This is a genomic window from Agrobacterium sp. T29, from assembly GCF_006970545.1.
Lineage (GTDB): Bacteria > Pseudomonadota > Alphaproteobacteria > Rhizobiales > Rhizobiaceae > Agrobacterium > Agrobacterium leguminum.
This window is the reverse complement of record NZ_CP040640.1, coordinates 1,200,404-1,219,889: the sequence shown is the minus strand read 5'-3', so window position 1 is coordinate 1,219,889 and position 19,486 is coordinate 1,200,404. Positions and strand designations below refer to the sequence as shown.

Annotated in this window: 17 protein-coding genes and 1 tRNA gene; 12 read left to right on the top strand and 6 right to left on the bottom strand. The window is 60.1% G+C overall.

Annotated features, from left to right (window positions below):
- Positions 1–19: 19 nt before the first annotated feature.
- Both FGF54_RS06190 and FGF54_RS06185 read right to left on the bottom strand, forming a co-directional pair.
- Positions 20–1,168, bottom strand: coding sequence for an HPP family protein (locus FGF54_RS06190; RefSeq protein WP_142779208.1), 1,149 nt, complete (start codon positions 1,166–1,168; stop codon positions 20–22).
- 132 nt (positions 1,169–1,300) lie between these two features.
- Positions 1,301–1,930, bottom strand: coding sequence for a MarC family protein (locus tag FGF54_RS06185; RefSeq protein ID WP_003525062.1), 630 nt, complete (start codon positions 1,928–1,930; stop codon positions 1,301–1,303).
- A 217-nt stretch (positions 1,931–2,147) separates the two neighbouring features.
- Here FGF54_RS06185 and gyrA point away from each other — a divergent pair, with 217 nt between their 5' ends.
- On the top strand, positions 2,148–4,940 hold the full coding sequence (gene gyrA, locus FGF54_RS06180; protein WP_142779206.1) for a DNA gyrase subunit A: 2,793 nt from the start codon (positions 2,148–2,150) through the stop codon (positions 4,938–4,940).
- 96 nt (positions 4,941–5,036) lie between these two features.
- On the opposite strand, the gene FGF54_RS06175 is transcribed toward gyrA, so the two are convergent.
- The 3 genes from FGF54_RS06175 to FGF54_RS06165 form a co-directional block, all read right to left on the bottom strand.
- Entirely contained in the window at positions 5,037–5,297 is a 261-nt protein-coding gene (locus tag FGF54_RS06175) for a hypothetical protein (protein ID WP_003502750.1), read from the bottom strand.
- Positions 5,298–5,380: 83 nt separating this feature from the next.
- The gene (locus tag FGF54_RS06170; protein ID WP_080816997.1) at positions 5,381–6,874 is read right to left on the bottom strand and encodes a D-alanyl-D-alanine carboxypeptidase family protein; all 1,494 of its coding nucleotides are present in this window, start codon (positions 6,872–6,874) and stop codon (positions 5,381–5,383) included.
- 138 nt (positions 6,875–7,012) lie between these two features.
- Positions 7,013–7,732 carry a hypothetical protein gene (locus FGF54_RS06165; RefSeq protein ID WP_142779204.1) on the bottom strand — a complete coding sequence of 240 codons (720 nt, stop codon included), beginning with the start codon at positions 7,730–7,732 and terminating at the stop codon, positions 7,013–7,015.
- A 137-nt stretch (positions 7,733–7,869) separates the two neighbouring features.
- On the opposite strand from FGF54_RS06165, the gene FGF54_RS06160 reads away from it, so the two are divergent.
- From FGF54_RS06160 to FGF54_RS06145, 3 genes are all read left to right on the top strand, one after another.
- Positions 7,870–8,133, top strand: a complete 264-nt coding sequence (locus FGF54_RS06160) for a hypothetical protein (RefSeq protein ID WP_003525070.1) — start codon at positions 7,870–7,872, stop codon at positions 8,131–8,133.
- Positions 8,134–8,148: 15 nt separating this feature from the next.
- Positions 8,149–8,376: a hypothetical protein gene (locus FGF54_RS06155; protein WP_035261278.1), complete on the top strand. Its 228-nt coding sequence runs from the start codon at positions 8,149–8,151 to the stop codon at positions 8,374–8,376.
- A 580-nt stretch (positions 8,377–8,956) separates the two neighbouring features.
- Positions 8,957–9,046 (top strand) — tRNA-Ser (locus FGF54_RS06145).
- Positions 9,047–9,176: 130 nt separating this feature from the next.
- On the opposite strand, the gene FGF54_RS06140 is transcribed toward FGF54_RS06145, so the two are convergent.
- Entirely contained in the window at positions 9,177–9,515 is a 339-nt protein-coding gene (locus tag FGF54_RS06140; protein WP_142779202.1) for a hypothetical protein, read from the bottom strand.
- 318 nt (positions 9,516–9,833) lie between these two features.
- Between FGF54_RS06140 and FGF54_RS06135 the strand changes: the two genes are divergently transcribed.
- The 8 genes from FGF54_RS06135 to FGF54_RS06100 all read left to right on the top strand — a co-directional run bounded on the left by FGF54_RS06135 (position 9,834) and on the right by FGF54_RS06100 (position 19,279).
- Complete coding sequence (locus FGF54_RS06135) at positions 9,834–10,922, top strand: septal ring lytic transglycosylase RlpA family protein (RefSeq protein ID WP_121490272.1); 1,089 nt, start codon at positions 9,834–9,836, stop codon at positions 10,920–10,922.
- 75 nt (positions 10,923–10,997) lie between these two features.
- On the top strand, positions 10,998–12,170 hold the full coding sequence (locus FGF54_RS06130; RefSeq protein ID WP_142779201.1) for a D-alanyl-D-alanine carboxypeptidase family protein: 1,173 nt from the start codon (positions 10,998–11,000) through the stop codon (positions 12,168–12,170).
- Positions 12,171–12,306: 136 nt separating this feature from the next.
- The gene (gene tmk / locus FGF54_RS06125) at positions 12,307–12,981 is read left to right on the top strand and encodes a dTMP kinase (protein WP_065655460.1); all 675 of its coding nucleotides are present in this window, start codon (positions 12,307–12,309) and stop codon (positions 12,979–12,981) included.
- Positions 12,974–13,999 carry a DNA polymerase III subunit delta' gene (locus FGF54_RS06120; RefSeq protein ID WP_142779199.1) on the top strand — a complete coding sequence of 342 codons (1,026 nt, stop codon included), beginning with the start codon at positions 12,974–12,976 and terminating at the stop codon, positions 13,997–13,999. The genes tmk and FGF54_RS06120 overlap by 8 nt, the downstream gene beginning before the upstream one ends.
- A 305-nt stretch (positions 14,000–14,304) precedes the next feature.
- The gene (gene metG / locus FGF54_RS06115; RefSeq protein ID WP_142779198.1) at positions 14,305–15,855 is read left to right on the top strand and encodes a methionine--tRNA ligase; all 1,551 of its coding nucleotides are present in this window, start codon (positions 14,305–14,307) and stop codon (positions 15,853–15,855) included.
- 11 nt (positions 15,856–15,866) lie between these two features.
- Entirely contained in the window at positions 15,867–16,649 is a 783-nt protein-coding gene (locus FGF54_RS06110) for a TatD family hydrolase (RefSeq protein WP_142779196.1), read from the top strand.
- Positions 16,650–16,651: 2 nt separating this feature from the next.
- Entirely contained in the window at positions 16,652–17,476 is an 825-nt protein-coding gene (locus FGF54_RS06105) for an MBL fold metallo-hydrolase (RefSeq protein ID WP_059753001.1), read from the top strand.
- Positions 17,477–17,497: 21 nt separating this feature from the next.
- Positions 17,498–19,279, top strand: coding sequence for a chloride channel protein (locus tag FGF54_RS06100; protein WP_142779195.1), 1,782 nt, complete (start codon positions 17,498–17,500; stop codon positions 19,277–19,279).
- Positions 19,280–19,486: the final 207 nt, after the last annotated feature.

The window sequence follows — 19,486 nt, the reverse complement described above, 5'->3', positions numbered from 1 at the left end:
ATTTCGGCGTCGCGGCAGACTATGCCGCGACCTTGTCCGCCAGCATCGCGACCATGACATCGGATTGTGACACGATGCCGACCATCTTGCCTCTGGCGTCGATCACTGGCAGGTAGTGCAGTCCTTCTTCGGCAAAGCGGATGATGGCCTCTTCGATTGCCGTTTCCGGCCGTACGGTTCTGACCGGCGATGTCATGATGTCCTTGACGGTATCGTTGGGGGCGCTTGCGCCGGAGAGGATGAGGCGCAGCCGCTGCAGGAAACCGATGGAGGGGCGGCCGTTTCTCCAGCTCGCCTTTTCCAGAAAATCCGTCTGGGTGACGATGCCGACGATCTCCGCTTTATCGTTGGTGACCGGCAATGCCTTGAAATGGTGGCTGTGCATCAGCGCGTGGGCATGGCGCAGACTGTCATCAGGCGCAACACCGACGACATCGCGCGACATGACGCTGGCGCAATCGAGATGCAGCGCACGGCGACGCCAGGAGCGCAGTTCGGTCTTGCGTAAAATGGTTTCGAGCTCGTCACGGTCGATATCCAGGACCTGGTCATACTCCTTCAGCACCTCGTCGAGGTCGTTGGAGGAAAAGCCGATTTTCTGGATGGGGGTCGGATCGGTGGTGCCATGGGCGGCCTTGCCGAGCTTCAGGCCGTGTGGGTAGGCGCGGCCGGTGGCATTGTTATAGGCGAGGGCCAAGGCAAGAAGGATCAGCGAATTTCCGGCGACGGGCCAGAGCAGAAAGCCATAACCGAGGCTGTGCACGGCCGGGCCGCCGAGAACGGCGGTCAGCGCCACCGCTCCGCTTGGCGGGTGCAGGCAGCGCAAAGCCATCATCGCGGCGATGGCAAGACTGATGGCAAGCGCGCTGGCAAGGAATAGATCCGGAACCAGCAGCGCCACTGTCACGCCCACGAAGGCAGAAGCGAGGTTGCCGCAGAGGATCGACCAGGGCTGCGCCAGCGGGCTGGAGGGCACGGCGAACAGAAGCACGGCCGAAGCGCCCATCGGGGCGATCATGGCGGGCAGGGTGGGATCGAAACTGAGAGCGAGACTTCCCATAAGGCCGGTCAGCAGAATGCCGATAAAGGCGCCGGTTGCAGAGCGCAGCCTTTCCCTGTTGCTGACGGGTGCGGCATCCGGGATGAGGCGACGCAGCGTGGAACGCATGGAGATAACTTTCGAATCCGAAAAAAACATGCGTCTTTTAGCCGAAGCGGCGGTCGGATTTAAAGGGAGGATTTTCCGGCGTTTTAGCGGTTGGCGGGAATTTATTGCGCTGGTGTCGCGAAGGGGAGCGGCTCAGAACGCGAAGGCCGATTTTATGCCGTCGACCACGAACTGCACGGAAAGGGCGGCAAGCAGCACGCCGAGCAGACGGGTGAGGATCGCGCGGCCGGTATTGCCAAGAAAACGGTCCATCCGCTCCGAGACGATCAGCGCGGCATAAACGAGAGCCATGGCGAAAGCGAGGATCAGGATGAGCACCAGCATCTCGACGGTGGTTTTCATCGAGCCGGCAAGTAGCACGGTCGCGGAAATGGCGCCCGGCCCGGCGATCAGGGGCAGCGCCAGCGGAAAGACCGCCAGATTGTGAAGGTGGTCCTTGGTGATGGCGATCTCGGAGGTCTTTTCCTTGCGCTCCTGGCGTTTTTCGAAAATCATCTCGAAGGAAATCCAGAACAGCAACAGGCCGCCGGCGATGCGGAAAGCGCCGAGCGAGATGCCGAGAAGATTGAGGATGGCGAGGCCGAACAGCGCGAAGACGGCGAGAATGCCGAAGGCGATGATGGAGCCGCGCAGCGCCACCTGGCTGCGCTGGTCGCGCGTCATGCCGGCGGTCAGCGCCAGAAAGACGGGGGCGAGGCCCGGCGGATCGAGCGTGACCAGAAGTGTGGTAAGCGCGTTGATGAGCGTTTCGCTGCTGGCCATTCTTTCCCCGTCTCATCTGTTTTTAGGGCGGAGCCTACGCAAGTCGCCGGCACTTTGAAAGGGAGCGGCGGCGCTTTTGCCGGGCTAAATCGTGAAATGCGGCGTTCGTCTTGCAAATGACGCAAAAGCCTGTTCAAAACTCGCCGGGAAATTGGCTTAACGTGGCTGTTTCCGCTATAAAAATCCATCCGATTCTTAACAGAGAATGTGATCCGTTTTGACTGACCAGAGCCCCCCCGGCGGCGGAAAACTTCCGCCAGGCATTGAACCGATTTCCATCATGGAGGAAATGCAGCGGTCGTATCTCGATTACGCCATGAGCGTCATCGTGTCCCGCGCGCTTCCCGATGTGCGAGACGGCCTGAAGCCGGTTCATCGCCGTATTCTTTACGGCATGTCCGAACTCGGCATCGACTGGAACAAGAAATACGTCAAATGCGCCCGCGTTACCGGGGACGTGATGGGTAAATTCCATCCGCACGGCAATGCGGCGATCTATGACGCTTTGGCGCGTATGGCGCAGGACTGGTCGCTCCGCCTGCCGCTGATCGACGGGCAGGGCAATTTCGGCTCCATCGACGGCGATCCGCCGGCGGCAGAACGTTATACCGAATGCCGTCTGGAAAAGGCCGCCCATTCTTTGCTCGACGATCTCGACAAGGAAACGGTCGATTTCCGCGACAACTATGACGGCACCTTGCAGGAACCGGTCGTCATTCCGGCGAAGTTCCCGAACCTTCTGGTCAACGGGGCAGGCGGCATTGCGGTCGGCATGGCCACCAATATTCCGCCGCACAATCTCTCGGAAGTCATCGACGGCTGTATCGCCATGATCGACAATCCGGCGATCGAGCTGCCGGAGCTGATGCAGATCATTCCCGGCCCGGATTTCCCGACCGGCGCGCTGATCATGGGCCGTTCCGGCATCCGTTCGGCCTATGAGACCGGCCGCGGCTCGGTCATCATGCGCGGCCGCGCCACCATCGAACCGATGCGCGGCGACCGCGAGCAGATCATCATCACCGAAGTTCCCTATCAGGTGAACAAGGCGAACATGATCGAAAAGATGGCCGAACTGGTCAAGGAAAAGCGCATCGAGGGCATTTCCGACCTGCGCGACGAATCCGACCGTCAGGGCTATCGCGTCGTCATCGAATTGAAACGCGACGCCAATGCCGAAGTCATCCTGAACCAGCTTTATCGCTACACGCCGCTGCAGACCTCCTTCGGCTGCAACATGGTGGCGCTTAACGGCGGCAAGCCGGAGCAGATGACGCTCATCGACATGCTGCGCGCTTTCGTGGCCTTCCGCGAGGATGTGGTCAGCCGTCGTACGAAATATCTGCTGCGCAAGGCGCGCGAGCGTGCGCATGTGTTGGTTGGTCTGGCGATTGCGGTTGCCAATATCGACGAGGTCATCCGGGTTATCCGTCATGCGCCCGATCCCGCTTCGGCCCGCGAAGAGCTGATGACGCGGCGCTGGCCGGCGCAGGATGTGGAAAGCCTGATCCGTCTGATCGACGATCCGCGCCACCGCATCAATGAAGACGGCACCTATAATCTCTCGGAAGAGCAGGCTCGCGCCATTCTCGAACTGCGCCTTGCCCGCCTCACCGCGCTTGGCCGCGATGAAATCGGCGACGAGCTGAACAAGATCGGTGCTGAAATTTCCGAGTACCTCGAAATCCTGTCGTCGCGCCTGCGCATCCAGCAGATCGTTAAGGACGAGCTTGTCGCCATCCGTGACGAGTTCGGCACGCCGCGCCGTTCCGAGATCGTCGAGGGCGGTCCCGATATGGACGATGAAGACCTCATCGCCCGCGAGGACATGGTCGTCACCGTTTCGCATCTCGGCTATATCAAGCGCGTGCCGCTGACCACGTACCGGGCGCAGCGTCGCGGCGGCAAGGGCCGTTCCGGCATGGCGACGCGCGACGAGGATTTCGTCAACCGTCTCTTCGTTGCCAATACCCATACGCCGGTGCTGTTCTTCTCCTCGCGTGGCATCGTCTACAAGGAAAAGGTCTGGCGCCTGCCGATCGGCACGCCGCAGTCCAAGGGCAAGGCCCTCATCAACATGCTGCCGCTGGAGCCCGGCGAGCGCATCACCACCATCATGCCGTTGCCCGAGGACGAAACGACCTGGGAAACGCTGGACGTGATGTTCTCGACGACGCGCGGCACGGTTCGCCGCAACAAGCTCGGCGATTTCGTGCAGGTCAACCGCAATGGCAAGATCGCCATGAAGCTGGACGAGGAGGGCGATGAAATCCTCTCTGTCGAAACCTGTACCGACCGCGACGACGTGCTGCTGACGACCGCGCTCGGCCAGTGCATCCGCTTCCCCGTGGACGATGTGCGCGTCTTTGCCGGCCGCAACTCCGTCGGTGTGCGCGGCATCAACATGGCCGAGGGCGACCGCATCATCTCCATGACCATTGTGGGCCATGTGGAAGCTGAACCGTGGGAGCGTGCGGCCTATCTGAAGCGCTCGGCTACCGAGCGGCGTGCCGCAGGCGTCGATGAGGACGATATCGCGCTCGTCGGCGAGGAAGTGACGGAGGAGGGTGAACTCAGTGAAGAGCGCTATCAGGAACTGAAGGCACGCGAAGAATTCGTGCTGACGGTTTCCGTGAAGGGCTTCGGCAAGCGTTCCTCTTCTTACGATTTCCGCACCTCGGGTCGCGGCGGCAAGGGCATCCGCGCCACCGATACCTCCAAGACCAACGAGATCGGCGAACTCGTCGCAGCCTTCCCCGTGGAAGAAGGCGACCAGATCATGCTGGTTTCCGATGGCGGTCAGCTCATCCGCGTGCCGGTCAATGGCATCCGCATCGCCAGCCGCGCCACCAAGGGTGTGACGATCTTCTCGACCGCCAAGGATGAGAAGGTGGTTTCCGTGGAGCGTATCAACGAGCCGGAAGGCGACGACGAAGCAGAGAACGGCAATGGCGAAGATGCCGCCGACGATCTGCCGGATACGCCGGAGGCACCGGATAACGAGGCGTAAGCCGCCTCGTTATCTTCGGTTACCAATCAAGAAAAACCCCGCGGCGCTCAGGCTCCGCGGGGTTTTTGTTTGTGTCGTATCGACTGTGTTTGATCTTCAGCGAATGCGAATATGGACCGGAGCGCGACCCGAGCGGCTCGCGACATGAAGGTGGATGTTCGCTTCCGGCTGATTGGAGCGCCAGGCGCGGGCGCCATGCGACAGAAGCAGCGCTACGAGATCGCGTGTCTTCGCCTTGGAACGATTAAGACCGAGATCGGCGATACGCATCGCCGCTTCGTGAATGGGATGCAGAACCGACAGGCTGCCATGCCCGTTGCCAGACGCAATGTCCGAATAATTCTCGTTGACTGCCATCTTGGAAAGCCTCGCTACACATTACAAACTTCGAGGAGACAGGCGATGTTTCGACCATGAACCACCGCCTGCGGAAACGTCTGTTACTGGAGTGACGCCCAGCAGCTGACGCCTTTCTTTTTCAATGCATTGCATGCATTCACCGCGGCGTTCTGGCCATCGAAGCCGCCGAAACGGGCGCGGTAGATCTGGGAGCCGTCCTTGCTGAAGGCGACCGTGAAGGGTTTTGCGGAGCGCAGTGCCGCGCCGCCCTTTTCCTGCGCGTTCTGCAACAGGCCGCGCGCGGAGTTCTCATCCGGAGATGCACCGATCTGGATGACCCAGCCGCCCTGCGGAGCCTCGGACCTAGCCGAGACCGAAGGGGCGGAGACAACAGGCGCCGTGGTGGACGCGGTAACGATATTGTCCACCTTGGTCGAGTTGGTGATCAACTTGCGGTCCGGTGCAGCGGGCGCCTGATTGATTGGATCCTTGCCCTTCTGCCAGGTGGCGGCTTCCATGGCCTTGACGGCTGCATTGGAAGAGGAGCCTGCGAAGGCGGTAACCGGTGCTTCTTCGTAACGGGTCTGCGGCACCGGACCGGAATTGGGCAGGCCGGCTGCGGTTGCTGCAACTGCCACGGAAGGAACAGCAGCGGCCACGGCGACGGGCTCTTCGACCGGCGCTGAGCGGGTCTGCGCGATCAGGTTGCTGTTGCCGCCACGCGATGCCTGCGGCAGGTAGGTTGCGACAAGCTTGCGCATGGTGGCGTCACGGGCAGCGCTGGAGCGGCCGCCGAGAACGACGGCGACGATGGAGCGACCGTCCAGCTGAGCCGATGTGGCAAGGTTGCTGCCGGCTGCACGGGTATAACCGGTCTTGATGCCATCCACACCCTTCACGGTTCCGACGAGGCGGTTATGGTTGCCGATAACCTGCTTGCCGAAATTGAAAGTGCGGGTGGAGAAATAGCCGTAATATTGCGGGAAATGCTGGCGAAGCGCGACGCCGAGACGGGCCTGGTCGCGTGCCGTCGTCATCTGCGCCGTGTTGGGCAGGCCGTTGGCATTGCGATAGGTCGTGCGGGTCATGCCGAGTGCGCGGGCCTTGGCGGTCATCATTCTGGCGAAACGGTCTTCCGAGCCGCCGAGATATTCGCCGAGCGCGGTTGCCATGTCATTTGCGGACCGGGTGACGAGTGCAAGGATAGCCTGTTCCACGGTTATGCTGCCGCCGGCGCGCACGCCGAGCTTGGACGGCGGCTCCTTGGCGGCGTTGGCTGACACCGGCACCTTGGAATCGAGCGATATACGTCCGGTATTGAGCGCCTCGAATGTCAGATAAAGCGTCATCATCTTCGTCAGCGAAGCCGGATAACGCAGCCCGTCCGGATCCTCGCCATAGAGGACCTTGCCGGTCTTGGCATCGATAACGATGCCCGCATATTTCGGATCGGCCTTTGCGGTTTGAACGGATGTTGCGGTTATGAACGCCGCAGCAAGGGTTAACGCAATAAACCTTACGAAAGACGTCGCACCCGCTTTGCGCGAATGTGCCCCAGATAGACTTTTCAACACTGCTGAACTCTTCAATCGCATATTTCTGTTCCGCTCGGACACGCCCCGCCCGATGCTCCGGGAAGAAACTTTATCGGGATGGCGTTACCAAGTGGTTTATGAAAGGTATCCGCCTTCCATAAAATGCGACTTTTCGCACGCAATCTGTGCCGTGCTGTTTCACCGATTTCCGTCTTTTACGAGGCGGCGCTCGATATAGTTTTTCACATCCGCGTCCAGCTCTTGCCATTGCGGCAGCAGGGCGGAGGAGAAACGGTAGAACAGGCTGAGGTCCTGTCCGGCGTGAATATCCCTCTGGCAATCGCTGCCGGTGGCCGCCTGCGGCGTTTGCGGCAGCAGGCAGCGCACCACATAGGCGCTTTCGCCTTCGCGCTCGCCGGTCAATATGACTTCCTTGCCGTAACCGGAATCGGCCCGCAGGCGGTGCAGCAGCAGGCCGTGCTTCAGCGGCACGGGCTCTCCTTCCGTCAGCCGCGAATAGATCGGCCCGAAACGACCGGACATGTCCTCGGACATGGTGCTTTGCGAAAGCTGGATGAAGATCAGCCCTGCCGCCTGCGCCGGATCGTCGAAGACGGCGCGATTCGCTTCCTCGTAACCCTTGAGGTCGGGCCAGCTCAGATAGAGGTCGACGCGCTCGCGTTCTCCGCCGAGGCGCTCGGAAGGCGCCCGCAGGGTGTTTTTGGCAAGCTTCAGCCGGTCGTTGCCGATGACGATCTCCACCTCCTCGGTGGCCGTCGTATGGCCCGCCTGGAGAATCCGCTCGCCATACCATTTGATGCCGACATTGAGGGTGCCGAGAAAGACGAGAAGAATTCCGGCGATGAGAGCGGCCCGGAGCATGAGTGACGATGAAAGCAGGGGTTTCTGGTCGTTCATGGGCTTCCATATTCGTTCCGGTCGCCGGATGAGTTTCCGGCCGGGAAATAGCCGTGCAAAGCTTTAACCCGAGGCGATCGGCATTGAAATGATGTTTTGCCGCTGCTACCTGATAACGACCAAGCAAAGGACGGCATATGGCAGCGCGCGACAGATATTCCCGGAAGCTCGAATGTTCCAAATGTGGTCATCAGGGTTTTGCCGAAGCGTCGGAATCGGATGACAAGAGCCGTCGGGACGTCGATTTTCGCATCGATGAAATGCCGCGTGGATTTCGCGCGGAGCGCGCCTCGGGCGATCCGACGGATTTCATGATCCGCTGCGCCCAGTGCGGCAATATATTCCGTTTCCTGCAGAAAACCGCCTATGCGCCCGGAGGCGAGCCGCGCGTGAAGGCCTGAAGGGAAGGTACCGGCATGACTTTACCGCAACAACCGAACGGAGCGCCGCAAAGGCGCAAGCCGATCTGGCCGTGGATCGTGCTGCTGGTGCTGACGCTTTCAGCCATTTATTCCTATAATCGCGCCAACGAAATCATCGCGGAATTGTCCGATACCTTGCCGCCGGCGCTGCTGAACCTGTTTGAGGATATTCTCCGGGGTGACGGCCGGCATGGCAATGGCGGGCCGAGCATCGGCGTCTGAGGCGAGGGCAGTATGGAGAGTCGCCGGCCTTTCGGTCGCGCTTCGTCTTCTGGGCCATAAAAGAAAAAAGCCCCGCAAAGAGGCGGGGCAGGTTGATCGCTCGGGGAAAGTTGGGCAATGCCCGGGAGCGATGGGTTGATATAAGTGACAATAGTGCTGACGCGATAGGCCATTTCCGTCCCAAACAGTACGCCTATGCATAAATTTCGCTCAATCAGCAGATTTTTGAACGATGAGTTCGGAAAATCTGTAAGACAACTTGACAGACTTTTGCTTTATTCTTCGCATTGCCTCGAATTGCACATATTCGCCTTTAACATAACGTGACATGAGCAGACGCATGGATAAATCGGGAATCCTCTTCGTGGCGCTTTTGCTGGTGCTTGTCGCAATCGTTTTAAGCCTGACGCTATTCGAGACGGCTCAGCAGGTGCCCTCGATACCTTCAGGCGACGGATCCCTGCTGCCGCCGGCAACGCCCCCGGGGCAATGATCTGCCAACCATACGAGAAGGGCGACACAGCTCGACCGGGCGGGATTGACGGCCTTTTTCAAACCGCTATAAAGCCTCACCACCGATGGATGGGTGTCCGAGTGGTTTAAGGAACCGGTCTTGAAAACCGGCGTGCGTGAGAGCGTACCGTGGGTTCGAATCCCACCCCATCTGCCATCAAGCGCAAAGATCATTCGAACAACGCTGCGACGAGGGATGCCTCGATCGCTTTGCTCAGCTTTGGAATGGCTCGAATCTAGCGCGAATGAGAAACCCGCCTTGCGGCGGGTTCCATGTGTTCATCCAATCAGATTTCCGGGCAGCCCCGTTCATTGGCGAAGGTGATGCGATCCGGTCCCCGACGCGTGAAGCCTTCGACGACGACACGACCAGGGGTGACGCGCACGACCTCTGGATCGCGCAGGCCTGCTTCGCGGGCGGCGGCGCGGGCTTCGCGTTCGCTGCAGCCACGCATGCGGGGCGGGCCGCGGCGGTCTACGTCCCGGTCACGATCGCGGATGACGGGGCGAACGCCGTCGGGGCCGATTCTGAGTTCCATGTCCTGCGCACCTGCGGGGATCGGCGCGGCGAAGGATACCAGGGCGATGCCCATCGCCAGAGCTTTGGTTTTCATAAGATTGATCATGTTTCCTCCTTCAGCCGAAACCGGCGGGAAGCTCGTTTGTTTGCGGGGAGAGAACGCGGTTACCGTCGGTTTGTTCCTTGCCGATGCGGTGAGTGGGAGATGCTGAGGCGGGTAAATTCGGCCCGATGGGTGGGCTTAAAAGATAGAAATTATTAACCACGTTCGTTACAATTTTATCGAATTTGCAGAAGTCGTTCGCATTTTCGCCACGTTATGCACAAGATTAAGCGACTGTTAGGTGCTTCGATGGCAGGGGCAAATAATCGAGGTAAGTGAGGGTGCGGTTCTCCGAGCCAATAGCAGCGTGGGGCAGACGATTTGAATTCTACGGTCAAGAAACTCGGCATCAACGCCAGGTCGGGCGTGAAGTGGCTTGCAATTTCCGTGCTTTGCGCCGCAACCGCATCGTGTTCCACGACATCCGAGACCAAGCCTAAGCCCAAGCGCAGCAAGGAATATTTTTCCGAATCCGAATATGGCGTCAAAGCCAGCCCGCGTGTGGCCGATGGCAAGGCCATTCCCAAGGGCGGCGGGCGAGAGCTGATCGGTAATGCCTATACCGTCAAGGGCCGCCGTTATTTCCCGAAGGAAGAGCCGGGTTACAACAAGACCGGTCTTGCTTCTTGGTACGGTTCCGCCTTCCACGGTCGCCTGACCGCCAATGGCGAAGTCTACGACAAAGAACATCTTTCTGCCGCACATCCGACATTTCCCCTGCCGAGCTACGCGCGCATCACCAACATGGAAAATGGCGCTTCGGTTCTGGTGCGCGTCAACGATCGCGGACCGTTCCATGAAGGCCGCCTGATCGACGTTTCCAGCAAGACGGCCGATCTTCTCGACATGAAGGCCACCGGCACGGCCAATGTGCGGGTACAATATGCCGGTCGCGCACCGCTCGATGGTCACGACATGCCTTATCTGATGGCATCCTATATTCCGAAGGGTTCGCGTTCGCCGGGTGTAGCACCCGAAGGGCAGATCGCGACGGGCGTGATGGTGGCTTCGGCCTCGCCGAATTTCGTTCCGGCTCCTGCGTCCAACCCGAATTATGGCGGCTCCGCACAGACGGCGCTCGTCGGTTCCAAGAAGAATGCGGCGCTTCAAGCCATGCCGCTGGTCAACGGCCCGGCGCCGGCTTTCGAGCAGTTCGCGATCCTGCCGGAAATCGGCCCTATCCTGGCGGAGCGTCCGGAAGGCAATTTCATGCGTGAGCCGGCGGCGCCCGGCGGCAATTATCTGCGCGTGCCGACGCCTTCCTCCAAATTTGCGGCGGCCTATTCCGAAGAATCTGCTACGGTCTCCAGGACCGCGAGCGCCTTCGACAGCGTGCTCGTCGACCGTGGCGCGCTCAACGAGCAATCGATACTCGCCCATGTGAAGCGTCAGCAGGCCAAGTCGCGCTGACGGATTGAAGGATACGGCCGGCCTCTCGCCTTTATCGCGGGCAGCCGGTTACGGCAGGCAGGACTGGGCGGTTTCATGCGCAAGGCCATTCATCGCTCCTATTGTTCGGTCGTCGCAGCGGCAGCGTTTGCGTTTTTCAGTGCAGGCCCGGTGCAATCGCAGACCGGCCCCTTCATTGCAAAGGCCGAACAGGCCTATATGATCGATGCCGAAACAGGCACGGTGCTTCTTTCGCAAAACGAGAATCAGCCCTTTCCGCCCGCGTCGCTTGCCAAGCTGATGACGGTTGAGGTGGTGATGGATGCGCTGTCAAAGGGGCAGGTGACGGCAGAGACGGCTTACCCCGTCTCGGAATATGCCTGGCGCACGGGCGGCGCGCCCTCGCGCACCTCGACCATGTTCGCGGCGCTGAAATCCTCCGTCAGCATCAACGATCTTTTGACCGGCATCATCGTGCAGAACGCCAATGACGGCTGCATCGTCGTTGCCGAAGGCATGGCGGGTTCGGATGCCGCCTTCGCCAAGCGCATGACGGCGCGGGCGGGCGAACTGGGCATGAGCAGCAGCACTTTTACCAATTCGACCGGGCTTCCCGACCCCGGCAACCGGACGACCGCGCGGGACATGGTGCGTCTTGCGCAACATCTGCGTGACACCTATCCCGAGCGTTACGGGCTCTTCACCAAACCGGATTTCGAATGGAACCGGATTTTCCAGCGCAACAAGAATACGCTCCTGATGCCCGGCAGCGGTATCGACGGTCTCGGTCTCGGTTTTGCGGAAGGCACCGGTTTTGCGGCTGTCGTTTCGGCCGAGCGGGAAGGCCGCCGGGTCTATCTGGCGCTTGCCGGCATCGTGGACGACAAGACGCGGCAGGAAGAGGCCCGCCGCGTGGTGGACTGGGGCCTGACCGCCTTTGAAAAACGCCATCTCTTCAGCAAGGATGAAGCGGTCGGGTCGGTCAGCGTTTATGGCGGCGATGTTTCGCATATCGATCTTTCGCCGAAGGAAGATGTCAGCGTGCTTGTGCCGGTCAATAATCCGGATCGTATTTCCGGCCGCATCGTCTATCGCTGGCCCCTGAATGCGCCGCTGGACGTCGGGGCAAATGCCGGAACGCTTAAGATTTTTTCGGGCGAGCGCCTGTTGCGGGAAGTACCGCTTTATACGAAGGCGGCAGTCGGCAAGGGGTCGCTCACCCAGAATGCGACTGGCGCGCTGAAGGAACTACTGCTGTTCTGGCTCTGAAAGCCTGTTGACGCGCAGCCTTGTTCCTATGCTTTTGTTCAGCCACCGGATTTTCTGAAAAGCGCTTCACACTTTTCCGTTCGATGCTGTAAACAGGCATTTCAACATTGACGTGAATTCCTCGCAGGACGTGACATTGGCCGAAAAGACCGGATTGTTCATCAGCTTCGAAGGCGGCGAAGGCGCCGGCAAGTCGACGCAGATTCGCACGCTTGCCGAGGCGCTTCGCGGCCGTGGTTTCGAGGTGGTCGTGACGCGTGAGCCGGGCGGCTCGCCGGGCGCGGAGGCCGTTCGGCATGTTCTCCTCTCGGGTGCTGCCGAATCCTTCGGGGTGCGCATGGAAGCGATCCTGTTTGCGGCGGCGCGCAACGACCATGTCGAAGAGGTCATTCGCCCGGCGCTTGCGCGCGGTGAGATCGTGCTCTGCGACCGGTTCCTCGATTCGTCCCGCGTCTATCAGGGCACGACCGGCAATCTGGAGCCGGATTTCATCGAGACGTTGCAACGCATCGCGATTGACGGTGTCGTGCCGGAACTGACGTTGATTTTCGATATTGCCGCCGAAAAGGGGCTCGCCCGCGCCAGAAAGCGCGCGGATGAAGGCGCTGCGCCGGACCGGTTCGAAAAAGAGGAAATCGAGACCCACGAGAAGCGGCGTGAGGCCTATCTCGACATCGCGCTCGCCGAGCCGCGTCGTTGCCGGATCGTCAACGCCGACCAGCCGGAAGAAAAAGTGGCGGAGGATGTCATGTCCTTCGTCGAACCCTTGCTCGAACAGCTGAAAACAGCAGCGGGCGCAGCGCATGAGTGAGGTTCAGGGCGTTCTCGACGGTGCGATTGCGCCGCAGCAGAACACGAAGCTTTTCGGGCATGAGGAAGCGGAAGCCTTCCTCGCGCAGTCCTATCGCTCCGGCAAGGGCCATCATGCCATTCTGATCGAGGGGCCGGAGGGGATCGGCAAGGCGACGCTTGCCTTCCGTTTCGCCAATCATGTGCTCAGCCATCCCGATCCGTCGCTGGCGCCGGATTTTCTCGCCGATCCCGATCCGCAATCGCTGGTCAGCCGGCAGATTACTACCGGCGCTTCGCACAATCTGCTGCATCTGACCCGTCCGGTGGATGAAAAGACCGGTCGCGTGAAATCCGCCATCACCGTGGACGAGGTGCGGCGGGCAGGGCACTTCTTTTCGCAGACCTCCGGCACCGGCAACTGGCGTATCGTCATCATCGATCCCGCCGACGATCTCAATCGCAACGCCGCGAATGCGATCCTCAAAATACTGGAGGAGCCGCCGAAACGGGCGATGTTCCTCGTCCTGTCGCACGCACCGGGCAAGTTGCTGCCGACCATCCGCTCACGCTGCATGCCGTTGAGGCTCCTGCCGCTTTCCGATGCGGCCATGGTGCAATCTCTCGCTCATCTCGGCATCAGCCCGGAAGGCGAAAAACGCGACGCCCTGCTTGCCGCCTCCAAGGGCAGCGTGGCGCAGGCGCTGAAGCTGATGAATTACGGCGGCTCCGACATTGTCGAGGCCTTTGCGGAGGTCATGGCGGCTGAGGGACCTGGCGCGCGCAAGCAGATGCATAAGCTTGCCGAGGTTCTGGCACAGAAGGATGGCGACATCGTTCTCGGCTTCTTCATGGAGCATGTGACGGAAGAACTGATGGAACGCGCACGGGCGGCGGCGATGGCGGGCGATATCGCGGCGGCGGAGAAACATGCACGGCTTTCCTCGGCGCTCTCGGAACGCATCACCGTGGCGCAGGCCTATAATCTCGACAAGAAGCAGATGGTGCTTTCCATTCTGGAGGATATCCGCGGCGTGTGAAGGCGAGGGATCGTACGGAATGTACGATTCGACGGTGCATAAATTCTCCTCCGTCACGCCGGACTGGATCCGGCATCCAGCCACGGCGCGTCCGTGCCGTGAAGAGAGTCTTTTGCGATCAAGGACTTGATCGCGCTGGACCCCGGATCCAGTCCGGGGTGACGGTAGTGCGGATGCCAAGCGCTCGCCAAATCCACTTTGTCTGCAAGCGGTCGTACAAAACGTACGCTTTTTCTTTCGCTGCTGCGAACAATGGTTTAAGAGCGGTCTATCCAAAAAACAGCCTGTAAAGTCGATAGACCGTCATGACAGACAAGACACCATTCTACATCACCACCGCGATCTCCTATCCTAACGGCAAGCCGCATATCGGCCATGCCTATGAGTTGATTGCGACGGACGCCATGGCACGCTTTCAGCGCCTGGATGGAATGGATGTGTTCTTCCTGACTGGCACCGACGAACACGGCCAGAAGATGCAGCAGACGGCGCGTGCGGAAGGCATTTCGCCGGAGGAACTGGCTGAGCGCAATTCCGACCAGTTCCGCGCGATGGGCAAGCTGCTCAACGCTTCGAACGACGATTTCATCCGCACCACGGAAGAACGGCACCACGAGACCTCGCGCAATATCTGGAACCTGATGGCCGATAGCGGCGACATCTACAAGGACAGCTATGCCGGCTGGTATTCCGTGCGCGACGAAGCCTATTACGCCGAGGACGAAACGGAAGTGCGCGCTGACGGCGTTCGCTACGGGCCGCAGGGCACGCCGGTCGAGTGGGTGGAGGAGGAAAGCTACTTCTTCAAGCTCTCCGAATATCAGGACAAGCTGCTGAAGCTCTATGAGGAGAACCCGGAGTTCATCGGCCCGGCAGAACGCCGCAACGAAATCATCTCCTTCGTCAAATCCGGTCTGAAAGACCTGTCGATTTCCCGCACCACCTTCGACTGGGGCATCAAGGTTCCGAACGATCCGAAACACGTCATGTATGTCTGGGTCGATGCGCTGACCAACTACCTCACTGCCACGGGTTACATCGAAGACAGGAACGGCCCGCGCGCCAAATATTGGCCGGCCGACGTGCATATCATCGGCAAGGACATCATCCGCTTCCACGCGGTTTACTGGCCGGCCTTCCTGATGAGCGCGAAGCTGCCGTTGCCCAAGCGGGTCTATGCGCATGGCTTCCTGCTCAACAAGGGCGAGAAGATGTCAAAATCGCTCGGCAATGTCGTCGATCCGGCCAATCTGGTGAACCATTTCGGTCTCGATCAGGTCCGTTATTTCTTCCTGCGCGAAGTCTCCTTCGGCCAGGACGGCAGCTATAGCGAAGAGGGCATCGCCACCCGCATCAATGCCGATCTTGCCAACGGTATCGGCAATCTCGCCAGCCGTTCGCTGTCGATGATCGTCAAGAATTGCGACGGCCATATTCCGACGCCCGGTGAGTTCACCGAAGAAGACAAGGCGATGCTGGCTTCCGCCGACGGGCTGCTGGCGCTCTGCCGTGAGGAGATGGGCAAGCAGCTCATCCACCGCGCGCTTGCGGCCATCATCGCCGTCGTCTCGGAAACCGACCGCTATTTCGCCTCGCAGGAGCCGTGGGCGCTGAAGAAGACCGATCCCGAGCGCATGGGCACCGTGCTTTACGTTACGGCGGAAGTGGTGCGCCAGATCGGCATTCTCCTGCAACCCTTCATGCCGGAATCCTGCGACAAGCTGCTGGATCTCGTTGCGGCACCTGCCGACAAACGTGATTTTGCAGCACTCGGCGAAGCGGGCCGTCTGGTTCCGGGCACGCCGCTGGAAGCACCGAAGCCGGTCTTCCCGCGTTACGTCGCACCGGAAGCGTGAAGGCGAGACCCATGCTGATCGATACCCATTGCCATCTGGATTTTCCCGATTTCGAGGCTGAGCGCGACGATATCATCGCCCGCGCCCATGCTTCTGGTGTGAGCCAGATGGTGACGATCTCGACCCGGGTGCGCCGGCTGCCCGAACTTTTGAAGATTACGGAAAAATATCCGTCGGTCTTCTGTTCGGTCGGCACGCATCCGAACAATGCCGATGAGGAACTGGATATCTCCGCCGACGATCTGGTACGGCTGGCGGAGAGCCATGACAAGATCGTGGCGATCGGCGAGGCGGGTCTGGATTATTTCTACGATACGCAGAAGCCGGAAGACCAGAAGACCGGCCTCATTCGCCACATCGAGGCCGCAAGACGAACGAAGCTGCCGCTTGTCATCCACAGCCGCAGCGCCGATGACGACATGGCCGCTATTTTGCGCGCCGAAAGCGACAAGGGACCATTCCCCTTCATTCTCCACTGCTTTTCCGCTGGTCCCGAGCTGGCGAAAACCGGTGTCGAGCTTGGCGGTTATGTCTCCTTTTCCGGCATTCTGACCTTCCCGAAATCGCAGGATATACGCGATATCGCCGCCACCGTGCCGGTGGACCGGCTGCTGGTGGAGACGGATGCGCCCTATCTTGCGCCGAAGCGCTGGCGGGGGAAGCGCAACGAGCCTTCCTATGTGGTCAATACCGCTGAGGTTCTGGCCGAGGTGCATGGCGTTTCTTATGAGCGCATGGCCGAAATCACCACCGAAAACGCCTTCCGCTGCTTTTCCAAGATGACAAGGGTGTAGGTGTGGCAATCTACCGTCGTCGCTTCACGGTTCTCGGTTGCGCGTCGTCGCCCGGCGTGCCGCGCATCAACGGCGACTGGGGCGCCTGCGATCCCGAAAACCCGAAGAACCGGCGCACGCGAACGGCCTTCATGGTAGAGCAGATCGGCCCGGATGGCGGAAGGACGACTGTTGTCATCGATACCGGCCCGGACTTTCGCGAGCAGATGATCGCGGCGAAGGTGGAGGCGGTGGATGCGGTGCTTTACACCCATGCCCATGCCGACCATCTGCACGGTATCGACGATCTGCGCATCTATTTCGCCCTTCAGCAAAACCGTATTCCGATCTATGCCGATCCTATTACCATGGCGCGGATAAAGGACGGTTTTGCCTATTGCCTGGAGACCCCGCCGGGCAGCAGCTATCCGCCCATCGTCGAACCGCGGATCATCGCCGATATCGACGCGGCGCTGATCATCGATGGGGCAGGCGGGCCGATCCCATTCAACGTGCACATGCAGCAGCATGGCGACGTGCATTCGCTGGGCTTCCGCATCGGTGACGTTGCCTATTGCACCGATGTCAGCGATTTTCCGGCAGAAAGCCTGCCGAAGCTTGCCGGTCTCGATGTCCTCGTCATCGACGCGCTGCAGCACCGTTATCACCCCAGCCATCTTTCGCTGGAACAGGCGCTTGGCTGGATCAAGAGATTCGCACCCAAAAGGGCGATCTTGACCCACATGCATATTCCGCTCGATTATGAGACGGTGATGCGGGAAACGCCTGATCATGTCGAACCGGCTTATGACCAGATGCGTTTCGAGATTGAGTTCGAAGCAGCCTGACGCCGCCTGAAAAGGAACAGCATGTCGACCAAGCCTTTCCGTGCACCCAGTATGGCGAGCTTCTTCGACAATCTGCGCGCCAGTCGCCTGCGGGCGATGTTCCGGCGCGGCGAGCTGGGACTGGTGCTCCTTGCCGTCTTCATCGGCATTGCGGCGGGCCTTCTGGTGGCGTTGATCGGCGCTTTGAGCACGGCGTTGCATATGCTGGTTTTCGGCGTCGAGCGGCTGAGCAGCAGCGATCTTTCCGGACGGATAGTGCTTGCCGGCCCGATCATCGGCGGCATCGTGCTCGGGCTGATCATCTTCATTCTTTCGAAGACCCGCAAGAAACCCATGGTCGACCCCATCGAGGCGAATGCGCTGCATGGCGGCCGGCTGTCGCTGACGGACAGCATCATCGTCTGCGTGCAGAATATCGTCTCCAACGGTTTTGGCGCGTCCGTTGGGCTTGAGGCCGGTTACACCCAGATTGCCAGCGGCGTCGCCTCGAAGATCGGCATCAAGCTGAAGCTGCGGCGAGGGGACATGCGTATCCTTGTCGGCTGCGGTGCGGCGGGCGCGATTGCTGCGGCCTTCAACGCGCCTCTGACAGGGGCGTTCTACGCCATCGAACTCATCATCGGCACCTATACAGTGGTGACGCTTGCGCCGCTCATCGTCTCGGCGCTGGTGGCGACGACGGTCATCGGGATTATCGGCGGCCATGGCATCTCGATCGATATTGTCGACGCCAGCCGCGTAACACTGGCGGATTATGTGCCCGCCATCTTTCTCGGCGTCGTGTGTGCGGCCATCGGCATCGTGCTGATGCAGGCGGTGTCCTTCATCGAAGAAACCGCACGCAAAAGCGCCATTCCGGGCTGGCTGCGTCCTGCCATCGGCGGCGTGGCGGTGGGCGGGCTTGCGCTGATTTCACCGCAGGTGCTGTCGAGCGGCCATGGCGCGCTGCATCTCAATATCGATGCCGAACTGACGATATACGGAGTGGCCGGGCTGTTCCTGCTGAAAGCGGCGGCGAGCGCCATTTCCATCGGCTCGAATTTCCGCGGCGGCCTGTTTTTCGCGTCGCTGTTCATGGGCTCGCTGCTCGGCAAGATTTTCGCGCTCTGCGCACCCTATATCGGTTATGGGTCGACAGCGCCCATCGTCTATGCCGTGATCGGCATGAGCGCCTTTGCCGCCGCCATCATCGGCGGCCCACTGACGATGACGTTTCTGGCGCTGGAACTGACTGGCGACTTCCAGATCACGGCGCTGGTGCTTGCCGCCGTCATCACCACCTCGCTGGTGGTGCGCACCACCTTCGGTTACTCCTTCGCCACCTGGCGTTTTCACCTGCGGGGCGAGAGCATTCGCAGCGCCCATGATATCGGCTGGATCCGCGACCTGACGGTCGGCAGGATGATGCGCGCCGATATTCGCAAGGCCAATGTCAGCATGGGCCTTGCGGCCTTCAAGGAGAAGTTCCCGCTCGGTTCGACGCAACGGGTAATCATGACCCATGATGACGGGCGTTATGCCGGCATCGTCCTGGTGCCAGAAATCTACGCCGACCCGATGGATCGCGACCCCAGCAAAATCAGCCTCGAAACCTATCTGCAATACAAGAACGATGTGTTGCTGCCGACCATGAATGCCCGCCAGGCGGCGGCAGCCTTCGATGCGGCGGAGAGCGAAGCGCTGGTTGTCGTCAATGACAAGATCGAAAATCGGCCTGTCGGATTGCTTACCGAAAGCCATACGCTGAGGCGCTATAGCGAAGAACTGGACTTAAGACGCCGGGAGGCGTCAGGTGAGTTTTGAAATTGCATGAGACTATCAGTTTTATCTATTGATATAATTATATTTTTTATAATCTAGTTTCATTGCTTTTAATCCTTGATCGGGAACGGTCTTTTCACCGCGCAGACGCGCGTAGGCCGGATTCCTGCGACCGACACAGGAACGAGGGCGGAGGAGCGACTCCGGCCCCGGGGAGCCAATTTGTCGCGTATGTGATGCACAACAAAT